At 59.9% G+C, this 11,674-nt stretch carries 10 protein-coding genes; 6 read left to right on the top strand and 4 right to left on the bottom strand.

Going from position 1 to position 11,674, the window contains the following annotated elements:
• Positions 1 to 1,157, bottom strand: a 1,157-nt coding sequence (locus KGB07_RS07475) for a VCBS domain-containing protein (protein WP_223465101.1), incomplete at its 3' end; no start/stop codon positions are given.
• A 338-nt stretch (positions 1,158 to 1,495) separates the two neighbouring features.
• Positions 1,496 to 1,783 carry a PilZ domain-containing protein gene (locus KGB07_RS07470; protein WP_223465100.1) on the bottom strand — a complete coding sequence of 96 codons (288 nt, stop codon included), beginning with the start codon at positions 1,781 to 1,783 and terminating at the stop codon, positions 1,496 to 1,498.
• Positions 1,784 to 1,984: 201 nt separating this feature from the next.
• Between KGB07_RS07470 and KGB07_RS07465 the strand changes: the two genes are divergently transcribed.
• Entirely contained in the window at positions 1,985 to 2,650 is a 666-nt protein-coding gene (locus KGB07_RS07465) for a LuxR C-terminal-related transcriptional regulator (RefSeq protein WP_046038196.1), read from the top strand.
• 184 nt (positions 2,651 to 2,834) lie between these two features.
• Here the strand turns inward: KGB07_RS07465 and KGB07_RS07460 are convergent, their stop codons facing one another.
• Complete coding sequence (locus KGB07_RS07460; RefSeq protein ID WP_046038197.1) at positions 2,835 to 3,737, bottom strand: LysR substrate-binding domain-containing protein; 903 nt, start codon at positions 3,735 to 3,737, stop codon at positions 2,835 to 2,837.
• A 136-nt stretch (positions 3,738 to 3,873) separates the two neighbouring features.
• On the opposite strand from KGB07_RS07460, the gene KGB07_RS07455 reads away from it, so the two are divergent.
• From KGB07_RS07455 to speB, 5 genes are all read left to right on the top strand, one after another.
• Positions 3,874 to 4,146, top strand: coding sequence for a hypothetical protein (locus KGB07_RS07455; protein ID WP_223465097.1), 273 nt, complete (start codon positions 3,874 to 3,876; stop codon positions 4,144 to 4,146).
• A 9-nt stretch (positions 4,147 to 4,155) separates the two neighbouring features.
• The gene (locus KGB07_RS07450; protein ID WP_223465095.1) at positions 4,156 to 5,073 is read left to right on the top strand and encodes an agmatine/peptidylarginine deiminase; all 918 of its coding nucleotides are present in this window, start codon (positions 4,156 to 4,158) and stop codon (positions 5,071 to 5,073) included.
• Between the two features lie 323 nt (positions 5,074 to 5,396).
• Positions 5,397 to 6,683, top strand: a complete 1,287-nt coding sequence (locus KGB07_RS07445) for a polyamine ABC transporter substrate-binding protein (protein WP_223465093.1) — start codon at positions 5,397 to 5,399, stop codon at positions 6,681 to 6,683.
• Between the two features lie 118 nt (positions 6,684 to 6,801).
• Entirely contained in the window at positions 6,802 to 8,511 is a 1,710-nt protein-coding gene (locus KGB07_RS07440; protein WP_223465091.1) for an amidase, read from the top strand.
• A 146-nt stretch (positions 8,512 to 8,657) separates the two neighbouring features.
• Complete coding sequence (speB, locus tag KGB07_RS07435) at positions 8,658 to 9,614, top strand: agmatinase (protein ID WP_223465089.1); 957 nt, start codon at positions 8,658 to 8,660, stop codon at positions 9,612 to 9,614.
• 255 nt (positions 9,615 to 9,869) lie between these two features.
• On the opposite strand, the gene KGB07_RS07425 is transcribed toward speB, so the two are convergent.
• Positions 9,870 to 11,636, bottom strand: a complete 1,767-nt coding sequence (locus tag KGB07_RS07425; protein ID WP_223465087.1) for an FAD-binding protein — start codon at positions 11,634 to 11,636, stop codon at positions 9,870 to 9,872.
• Positions 11,637 to 11,674: the final 38 nt, after the last annotated feature.

The following is an 11,674-nucleotide window of genomic DNA, read 5'->3' as shown; positions in this document are numbered from 1 at the left end:
GCGAACTCGTCGTGGGCGGAAGTGGCGACGTAGGTCCAGGCACCGTCGGTGCCGATGGAGAACTGGCCGTAGCTGCCGGCGGTGTTGGTTTGCGCGACGAAGGTTGCGGCGCTGTCGACGTCGCTGATGGTCAGGGTGCCGCTGGTGGAAATGTCGACGGCGGCATGGGTCTCGGTGAGGTTGGCGATGTCGGCGGACAGCACGGCCGCGTCGTTGCTGCCGGTAATGGTGATGGTCACGTTCTTGGTCACCGTCGCCCCGAAGTCGTCGGTCAGCGTCACCGTGAACACTTCGGTCTTGGTCTGGCCCGCGGCCAGGTACTGCGCCGCGCTGTTGTCCAGCGTATAGCTCCAGCCCACGCTGCCCGCCGCGTCGTTCGTGCTCTCGTCGCTGACAGTGGCCACCAGCGTACCCAGTGCACCGGCCGGCGCGCTCACGCTGGTCACATGGGCGTGATCGGCCAGGTCCACGTCGCCGAAGGCGAAGCTGCCGCTGGTCACCGTGGTGCCGTCTTCGGCCACCGCTGCGCTTTCGACCTCGGCCGCCGTCACCGTTGGCGCGTCATTGGTGCCGGTGATGGTGACGGTCACATTCTGCGTTACCAACGAACCATGACCATCGCTGATGGTGACCAGGTAAGTTTCGGTTACTGTCTGTCCCTGGGCCAGGTACTGCGCCGCCGCAGTGCTCAGGTTGTATGTCCATTGCACCGAACCGTTGGCCGCGTTCGCTGCTTCGCTTACCTCCGAGAGCACGAACGTACCAAGATGAGTAGCATTGCCCTCCGCCGGCGCGGACGTCGCCATGTGCGTGTCACTCAGGTCGACGTCATTGAAGTTAATTGTGCCGCTGGCCGTCAGCGAGTCGGTCGTGCTCGCAGTGATGTCGGCGTCTTCGGTCACCATGCCGGCCTGCACGCCGAGGCTGATCGTCACACCATCATTCACGCCCGAGAACTGCACTGTCGCGGTGGCCCAACTGAGCGTTCCGTTGCCCAGACGCATCGCATAGGTAAAGCTGTCCGTCAGGAACTCGCCAGCAGAAAGCGCCTGGAGTTGCTCCTTGAACGCAGTAGTGAAAGTAGTGGCGTCGTAGCCGACCTTACCGTCGGAGGTGATCCAGATCTTTGCACCATTCAAACTGGTGTCAGAACTCATCGCCTCAGCCCTCGCCGTATCCTGGACCAGGAGGTCGGCCGGAGCATAAGCCTTGGTGGCAGTAGGATCGCTCACCGCATTGTCGAGTGACCAGAGTGTCTTCGCGTTACCGCCGAGGTCATTGGACATGACGTCCCAATACATGACTCCCTGCAGATTTTCATTGGTGGTGAAGACGTCATCCTTCGCCTGCGGCGTGTTGGAAAACGAGGTAACGGTTCCGCCGCTGGTAGTTGTAGTGCTAGCCATGTCTTTCTCCCTAAGAAGTCACCCTGAGCAAAAAACCGCTGTGGGCCGCTAACAGCCACAAGCCGATTCTTCCCCAACCCACGAACACTTCACTCCACCGGTACCAGCCGGCTGGCCAGTAGCTTCACACCCACCCCCGCCCTGCCGCCCTGCGGCTCAATACGCACGATTTGTCCTTGCGCCTTGAACTTCATGGGGCCGCCGGGAGTGTCGAGCTCGATCTCGAAGTCAATCAAGCTACCCACCTGCTGCTCGCTATCGGTTTCGAAATACAAACCGGAGGCGCTGATGTCACGGGTGACACCGTTGCCCCCACCGATCAGTTGCAGCGATAAGGTGACTTGTTCACGGGGCTCAATTCGGTGTGTGTCTTTCATGACCGCAGTCTAAAAACGACCGCTGTGTTTTACATGAGCGCGTCATCCCTTTTTTCTGGGAGTCAATCACCCATAAAAACAGTGTTTTATGGGACAAATGTCATGGGAGGGGGAGCTGAAGCGCTATAGAAAAAAGCTACGGGCTGCAACGATTGCTATCATGATCAGCTAACACAACCGCCTAAAGAGGCAGCGAGCCGCATGCCAATTCAAGTCCTGTTAGTAGCTCTACCGCTCGTGGCCTGGGGCCTTGAGCGTCTGGTGGAAAGCGCTCAACCGAGGTTGGCATTGGCGGGTTCCACGGCGTCGGTGGCGCAATACCTGCTATCGCTGCACCTATACACACCAGATGTGGTGGTATTGGACCTGGACAGCGAGGACTGTATCGAGTCGCTGGCCGACCTGCACAGCCGGACCAAAGCCAAGATTCTGGTTGTGTCAGGGTCGAGTGACTTGGCACTGCATGACAGTGCGGTGCTGGCGGGCGCACGAGGCGTGGTGGATAAGCGGGAGTCGGCATCCGCATCAACATTGCTCAAAGCCATAGAAAAAGTGCATGAAGGCGAACTCTGGATTGACCGCAATGCGACCAGCCGTATCTTCCTTGAACTGGCGCGCAAGAAAACCGAGCGCGATATTGACCCGGAGCAACACAAAATCGCCAAGCTGACGCGCCGCGAGCAGCAAACCATTGCATCGCTGGCCAGCGACCCCTCAGCCCCTGGCAAGTTGGTGGCCGAGAAACTGCACATCAGCGAGCACACGCTGCGCAACCATTTGACATCGATCTACAGCAAGCTGGGCCTGACGAACCGCGTAGATCTCTACGCCTACGCACACAAGCATGGGCTTTCTACAGACGACTGAGGGCGGCGGCAACACGCCCGATCTACCCCACCCCTCTCCAACATAGGGCCACAGTGGGAGGCACCACTTCATTCAAATCGGTGTTTACACACTCTGGGCCAAAAGCAGCCGCTCAAGACTCCTAAAAATCCAGAGGTCATTCAGCTTTGTGCTGAGCCACGTGAACGTTACCCCCCAACAACGCCTACGGGTAGGCCGGGACGACCTTTGCCTGCTCTATCAGCCAATCGATGAGCAAAGCTATCTCAGGGATATCGCGACTCTCCTCGTTGCAGATACAGAAATAATCCATCCCCGTCGGCACCTTCAGTGCAAAGGGCTGCACCAGGCGTCCCTCATCCAGATCGCGCAACGAGTTGATCTCGTCGCTGAGTGCAACGCCATAGCCATCTCGCGCCGCCTGCAGGGCAATGCCGAAATCTTCTAGATGGACATCGGCATCTCCTGGGTAAGGCAAGCGCGCCTCAAGCAGCCAGCGCCGCCATTGAGCGCCGTCATCCTCATGCAAGAGGCGGTGGTGAATAAGGTCGGACGGCTGCTTGAGCGCGCGCGGGCCGCGCAGCAGTTGCGGGCAGCAGACGGGAAACATATGCAGGCTTTGCAGTGGCCGCCACCAGAAACCCTCCCACGTCGGAGCGTCGTAGAGCACGGCGATATCGGCCCTGCGCCAGTCCACCTCACTGATGTCGTCGGCAGTAATGACGCGTAGGTGAATGTGCGGATGTTCTGCACGAAAGGCGAACAACTTCGGCATCAGCCAGGCCGCGCCAAAAATCGGTTCCGTGGAAATGGTCAGGACTTTCGTCGCCGGTTCCTGGAAGTACGCCTCGGAAATCTGTCGCACCCCTTCGGTGATCTCGCCGATGCCGCGGGCTACCGAGCGTTGTAGCGCCAGGCCTCGTTCGGTCAGCACCAGGAAGCGGCCCTGCTTGTAGAAAAGATCGATGCCGAGTGAGCGCTGTAACGCTCTTATCTGCTGGCTGACAGCCCCGGCGGTGACATGCAGCTCAGCGGCGGCCGCACCGACATGGCCCAGCCTTGCAACACATTCAAATACGCGAAACGCATGGAGCGGAGGTAAGGGCATGCGGGTCTACCGTTTAGTTTTTATACCTGTTTTATCGGCAATTTATATAGATTGATTGCGCCTTGAGCAACCGCAAAGATTCAGCGAAGGCTTGGTAAATGAGATATCTGGCTGGATAACCTGGGGGACTCGTTACATGGATAAAGAACAAGACATTCAGTTGGCAACAGAGCAGTTGATGACAAATCAAGCCGCGATGGAGGGGCCTACGAATCCGGGAAGGCGCCGGTTCAATATGGGCGCGTTAGTGGCTATTACTGCAACTGCCATCGGTACATCAGTGCTTGGACGCCTGGCCCGAGCGGCGGAGTCCAACCCTGCCTCCGATGGCTATCGGGTGCCCGCAGAGTGGGAGCCACACCAGAGCGTGTTGATGGCGTACCCCTATGACAAGAGCTACAAGGACTAGCTGAAACCCATGCAGGATTCTGTCATCAACGTAGCGAATGCCATTGCGCAGTTCGAGCCAGTCTTGATGATGGCGATGACCGGCTATACCGAGGTTGTACGCAAGCGCTGCGGCCCTAACGTTACTGTTATCGAGAATCCATACAACGATTGCTGGACCCGTGATACCGCGCCAGTTTTCGCGCTGAGCCCATCAGGACGCGACATGCTGGGACGAGATTTCATTTTCAACGGCTGGGGCAACAGGTGGGCGGCTACCCTGGATGATCAATTGCCCACCGGCGTGTGCTCCACCCTTAACGTACCTAAATCAACAGTCAACATGGTCTTTGAAGGTGGCGCCGTGATTACCGATGGGCAGGGCACGCTCATTACCACCGAACAGTGCCTGCTCAATCCCAATCGGAATCCGAGCATGACGAAGGCACAGATCGAGACCGCGCTGCTGCGTGCCTACAACGCGACCAAAATGATCTGGCTGCCGTATGGGGTGTACGGCGACGACGGCGCTGCCGCTACCGATGGGCATGTCGACCTGGTTGCTGCCTACATCGAGCCAGCCCATCTGCTATTGAATTACCCGTCGGACCCAAACAACCCCAACGTGCCCAGGATGGCGGCAAACCTGACAGTGCTGCAACAAAGCACCGATGCAAGGGGCCGTCCCTTCAGGATTACCAAGATGCCCGTCCAGCCAACATTCAAGGTGTCAGGCCTGACGGTGGAGAACTTCAGCTACATCAACTTCTACAAATCCAACGTCGGCATCGTGGTTCCTACTTCAAGCACTCCTGCAGATGAGATTGCCTTGAATCTCTTCCGGGAGATTTTTCCGGGACGGCCAGTCGTGGGTGTCGATGGCACCATCCTTGCCAACAATGGCGGTGGTGTGCATTGCATCACCCAACACATTCCTGGTGTCGGTTAGTTCTGAAAGGAATTGCTCCCTATGAGGCGCAAGCAATAGCCAGAGTGCTTTCCCTCGCAGGGTTGATCCAGTTCGGCTGATCCAGCCCTGCGAGGGGAATCACTGCCCAACTCCAAGAAGATGACGTGCCCGCGTTTGTGCATGTCGCTGCCTGGTGCATCCCGTCAGCGTCTGCACGAAGCGCAGGAGACATCGGCGTGAGACCTTATCGTTTAGTTTTTTTGCTTGAATTTCTTGCAATTTATATAGATTGATTGTGATTAGAGCAACCGCAACAATTCATCCGGAGCTAGGCCAAAGACAATAATTCAAAAGGTGGTCCTATGAAGTACAAGCAGCAACAGCCGTGGCAAAAAATCGATATTGGAGCGGACTCGGTGTCCTGGCGCACCGTCAACGTTGGAGTCGGCAGCCTGCGTGCCGTCCTCAAAGCCCTGACGATGCTCACTGGCCCGGTGCTGGCAGCCGAACGAGTGGGCACCATCTCCCAAAGCTGTGAGAAATGGATCAAGCATCAACTCCCCCGTTCGCTCCTCGCTACGATCTGCAGCCTCGGCCTGCTGACCGCTAACGCTCATGCGCAAGAGCGCACCCTGCGTGTCTACAACTGGTTCGACTACGTCGCCCCGCAGACCCTGGACAACTTCAAGAAGGAGAATGGCGCAAAGCTGGTCTACGACATCTTCGACAGCAACGAAACCCTGGAGGCCAAACTACTCACCGGCAACTCCGGCTATGACGTGGTGGTGCCGTCCGACAGTTTCCTCGCAAAGCAGATTCAGGCCGACGCTTTCCAACCACTTGACCGCAGCAAGCTACCCAACTGGAAGCATCTGGACCCGCAATTGATGAAACTGATCGAGGCCAACGATCCGGGTAACCGCTTCGCCGTGCCTTATATGTACGGAACCGTGCTGATCGGGTTCAACCCGGCCAAGGTCAAGGCTGCGCTCGGCGAGAACGCGCCGGTGGACAGCTGGGATCTGATCTTCAAGGAAGAGAACATTGCCAAGCTCAAGCAGTGCGGCGTGGCCCTTCTCGATTCGCCGACGGATATGATCCCCATCGCCCTCCACTACCTGGGCCTGCCACCCAACAGCACTCAGGCCAAGGACTACGAGAAGGCCGAAGAACTGCTGAAAAAGATCCGCCCCAACGTCGCCTACTTCCATTCCTCAAAATACATGACCGATATCGCCAATGGTGACATCTGCGTGGCCGTGGGTTACTCCGGCAGCTTCTCCCAGGCGGCCAATCGTGCCAAGGAGGCCGGCAACGGCGTGGTGGTGGACATGCGCTTGCCCAAGGAAGGCGCTCCGGTCTGGTTTGACGTGCTGGCCATCCCCAAGGATGCGAAGAACCCGGATGATGCCCATGCCTTTATCAACTACCTGCTGCAGCCGCAGGTGATTGCCCCGATCAGCGACTTCGTCGGTTATCCCAACCCGAACAAGGACGCCACTGCCCTGGTCAGCCCGGAAATCCGCAACAACCCCAATCTCTACCCCTCCGCCGAGATCCAGACTTCTCTATTCGCGCTGGTGCCACTGCCGTCCAGTGCAGAACGCGCTCGCACCCGTGCATGGACCAAGCTCAAGTCGGGAACCTGACAGTAAATTGCGCTGCGTCAGCGAGGCCCAACGGAACCAGGCACATGGCCGATGCGGTTTCGCTGGCACGCGGCGCCAATCAAGTCACCTTGCAGACCCAGTAGCCAGTGGTAACAGCATGATTGAAGTAACCGAAGTTTCCATTGCCGAGCTGCGCGCAGCCCTCGAAGCTGGCCGAACCACGGCAGTTGAGCTGGTCCAGGCCTATCTCTCAAGGATCGATGCCTACGACGGCCCCAACACGCCCACCGCCCTCAACGCGGTGGTGGTGCGCAACCCGAATGCGCTTGAAGAAGCGCAGGCCTCCGACGTCCGTCGTGCCCGTGGCGAGACCCTCGGCCCGCTCGATGGTATTCCCTATACAGCCAAGGACAGCTACCTGATCAAAGGCCTGACCGCGGCGTCCGGCAGCCCGGCCTTCAAGGACCTGGTCGCCTATCGCGATGCGTTCACCATCGAGCGCTTGCGCGGCGCCGGTGCGATCTGCCTGGGCAAGACCAATATGCCGCCCATGGCCAATGGCGGCATGCAGCGCGGCGTGTATGGCCGTGCCGAGAGCCCGTACAACGCGGACTACCTAACTGCGCCCTTCGCGTCGGGCTCATCCAACGGCGCAGGCACGGCCACCGCCGCCAGTTTCGCCGCCTTCGGCCTTGCTGAGGAAACCTGGTCGAGCGGTCGCGGACCTGCCTCAAACAATGGTCTGTGCGCCTATACACCGTCGCGCGGGGTGATCTCGGTGCGCGGCAACTGGCCACTGACGCCAACCATGGATGTAGTCGTGCCCTATGCCAGGACCATGGCCGACCTGCTCGAAGTACTCGACGTGGTGGTGGCCGAAGACGCCGACAAACGTGGGGACCTGTGGCGCTTGCAGCCTTGGGTGCCGATCCCCGGCGTCGCTTCGGTGCGCCCCGCTTCCTACCTGGAACTGGCTGCAAGGCCCGCCGCACTCGCCGGCAAGCGCTTGGGCGTACCGCGCATGTACATCAACGCCGACCCCGACGCGGGCACCAGCAAAGCGCCGGGTATCGGGTGGGCGACAGGCCAGCGGATCAACACCCGTCCCTCGGTGATCGCCCTCTGGGAAAACGCGCGAAAGACTCTGGAAGCGGCCGGTGCCGAAGTGGTCGAGACGGACTTCCCGCTGGTCTCCAATTGCGAGGGCGATCGACCTGGGGCGCCGACAGTGTTCACCCGCGGCCTGGTGTCCAAGGAATTCCTCCATCACGAACTGTGGGACCTGACCGCCTGGGCATTCGATGACTTCCTGCAGGCCAACGACGATCCCAAACTAAACCGTCTGGCGGACGTCGACGGCCCGCAGATTTTTCCGCACAACCCAGGCGCTCTGCCTGACCGCGAAGATGGCCCGGCCATTGGCATGGACGAATACGTGCGCATAGCGGAGCGTGGCATCGCCCCGTGGGATCAGATCGCCACGCTGTCTGATGGCCTACGCGGGCTGGAGCAGACCCGGCGTATCGATCTTGAGGAGTGGATGGATCGGCTGGGGCTCGACGCGGTGATTTTCCCGGCGGTCGCCGACGTGGGCCCGGCGAATGCCGATGTCGATCCGCAATCGGCGGATATCGCCTGGAGCAACGGCGTCTGGGTCGCCAACGGCAACCTCGCCATCCGTCACCTCGGCGTGCCAACGGTCACCGTGCCGATGGGCGTGGTGCCGGACATCGGCATGCCCGTCGGCCTGACGTTTGCCGGTCGCGCCTACGACGACTCAGCGCTGCTGCGCCTGGCGTCGGCATTTGAGGCCACCGGATCGAAGCGCTTGATCCCGGTGCGAACCCCACCCTTGCCAGGCGGCTGAAAACCGCAATGGGTTTGGCGCGATAAAGCGCCAATCCAGCCCGGTCACGGCAAGCCCGAGCAACAAAAATCAACCTCTACCCCAGCGAGCACCGCGTGAGCGTATGCATGCCTGGGTCAGCTTCAGTAACTCGCATTGAGAATCCCATGCTAAATGACAATTCGATAATCGATCAGGCGATGACGCGTGACAGCCTGTATGGCACCCATGGTGAACCGACCTACGGTGGTATCACCAGCTTTATGCGGCGTCGCTACACCCGCGATTTGCGTGGCGTGGATATCGCCATCAGCGGCATCCCGTTCGATACCGCGACCAGCAATCGACCGGGCAGCCGCTTCGGACCGAGGGCCATCCGCGAGGCATCGGTACAGTCCGCCTGGGCGCGTCACTGGCCTTGGGAATTTGACCCGTTCGATCTACTCGCTTGTGTCGATTATGGCGATTGCTATTTCGATTACGGCACCCCGGAGCAGACCCCTGCGGCGATCAGGGCCCATGCCGAGCGGATTCTGGCGGCGGGTACTGCGATGCTGACCCTGGGCGGCGATCACTTCATCAGCTATCCGCTGCTGCAAGCGCACGCGGCCAAGTATGGTCCACTTTCCTTGATCCATTTCGATGCGCACCACGACCTGGAGTTCGACGGCGAGGACAAGCGCATCGACCACGGTTCGATGTTCTATCACGCCGTCCGCGAAGGGCTGGTTGATCCTGCACGATCCATCCAGATTGGCCAGCGCACAACCAATGACGACGTCATGGGCTTTCAGGTGCTGAATGCCAGCGAGGTGCATGATCGCTCTACCAGGGAACTGGCGGAGATTATCCGGGCGCGCGTTGGCGACCATCCGGTCTATCTCACCTTCGATATCGACTGCCTCGACCCGGCATTTGCCCCAGGCACGGGGACGCCGGTCTGCGGTGGACTATCGAGCCATCAGGCCTTGGCGATTCTGCGAGGCCTGCGCGGTATCAACCTGATCGGCATGGACGTGGTGGAGGTAGCACCGCCCTATGACCACGCGGAGATTACTGCGCTTGCGGGGGCCGCGATAGCGATGGAGATGATCTGTCTGTATGCCGCGCGGCATAAGCTGTAACCCAGTGGTCTGGACAGCTACAAACATTTTTCGACCAGTTGCTCTCATGACGGCAACTTGGCCGATTTCTGCCTGTCGCCACCGTCAACTTCACGCACTGAGGAAGTCAGTCAACTAAAATCGAGGTTCTTCAGGAGCGATGAACCACACTTCCTCAAGGCATTCAAATAGGTGGTTTCATCGTAGAGCGTCCTAGTCTGCCAGACCCGGTACAGAATCCGAATCCACTTAAACGCCAGTGCGCGTACGGCAACCCTAAGTCAAATCTAAAGGCAAATACTGGGGTTTAGTCAGACAGGGCTCCCTGGTCGCCTGGTTGCTGGCATGCCTGGCCGCACGGCGCCCGGAAAACACACAATCCGCGGCAGACAGTCCACTCACATACAGGTTCGATGGAAGTCCGATTGCCGTACGACCGGCTGCATACAAGCCGGTGATCCGGGTGCGGTCCTCGCGCAACACCTGACCGCTGTCCTCATCAACTCGTAGGCCGCCTACCGTCATGGCAGAACATGGGAAGAGCTTGCTCGAGGCCGAAACATCCACGGCATAGAACGGTCCTTCGCTAAGAGCGTGGCATTCCGAGCGACTCTTGCCGAACTCGTCTGGTTCCAGCCCTTGGGCTGCCCGGTTGTAGCGGGCCGCGGCCTCCCGAAGGTTGGCCGCCGGCATCCCGAGCTTTTCGGCCAGACCTTCCAGAGTGCTCGCCTTGCGGGTCTGGAAGAGCAGCGCCAGCACCAGGGGCAGACGCATGAAGGGAAACAGGTTCTCCAGCACTGCAGACTTCCAGGCACCGCGGTAAAGCGTCCGGTCGAGGATGATGTAGCCCCGGCCCTGCTGATGCTCGTTCATCTTGAGGCCGATAGCCGCGCCATAGAGTTCCTCGTTTACGAAGCGCTGCCCCTGGCTGTTGACGAGAATGCCCTTGGGCCACTGAGAGGGTGGGTTTATGAAGCGCCAGCTGCTCACCCGCTCCATCAGCGCAGCCTCTCCCCCCACACTCTGGCCCAGGCGGATGCCACTACCGTTGTCCCCGCCAGGGGAACCCATCGCCATATTGGAGATGTACTTGGGAGAATGGGCGGCAAGCATCTGCCGGTTCCAGATGAACCCGCCGGCACTCAAGCACACCCCGCGCGTCGCCCGGATACGCTGGACGACGCCATGCTGGCGCTGCAGCTCGTCGGCCTTGCGCCAGTAACGTTCGGCCTTGCGCTCCAGACGGGCGAATCCCGGCATCGATGAGGGGAGCTTCTGCAGCAGTTGCCGGGCCATCTCCTGCGCATCCATGTACGCCTGGGTATGCGGCGAGTCGGGTGGCATCCGGATGACTACCAGCCCAACCACCTCCCCGCTTGCGCAAAGCACCAGACGGCGAGCTTCGGTTCGTGGCCAGAACTCCACCCCCTGGGCCCGCGCCCGCTGCTGCAGGGGCTCGGTCAGATGAACACCGAAGCCTACCGCCTGATTGACCGGCGGATGCCAGTACTTGTGTCCCCGTGGCGCAGGCTTGGCAACTGCCGCACAGGACTCGGCCAGCGAGCTGTCGGAGTGGTAGAGAAAATAGCCGGAAGGCGGATAGAAAGTCTTCTTCGTGTAGTAGGTGCTGTCGAACCGTACCCCATGCCCCTGCAGCCATTCCAGATCGGCCACACTGCCTTCGCAGAAGCGGCGGAGTGTTTGCGGGCTGACCACGTCCTGTACCTCAAGGTTCAAGTAACGGTACATAGCCTCGACACTGTCCGTAACGCCTGCCGCACGCTGAATCGGTGTACCACCCCCGGCATAAAAAATGCCGCCGTTCATCGCCGTCGCCCCGCCGCCACCAAAGGCATCGACCGCCAGCACTTTCAGACCTTTTTCCGCCGCCTGCAAGGCCGCGCTGATGCCTGCGCCTCCATAACCGACCACGGCGAAGTCGGTGGTGACATCCCATGCGACCTGGTCAGGGCTCTCCACCCGTTCCGGCGCCTCGATACGACTGAACCATTGAGGCGAGTGCGGGCCAAAATCGGACGACATGGCGTACTCCATGATGCTGCCTCTCTATCGAAGAGGCT

Source organism: Pseudomonas sp. GL-RE-26 (genome assembly GCF_019956275.1).
Lineage (GTDB): Bacteria > Pseudomonadota > Gammaproteobacteria > Pseudomonadales > Pseudomonadaceae > Aquipseudomonas > Aquipseudomonas grandcourensis.
Note: the sequence above shows the minus strand (reverse complement) of the source record. Positions and strands in the feature narration are given on the sequence as shown.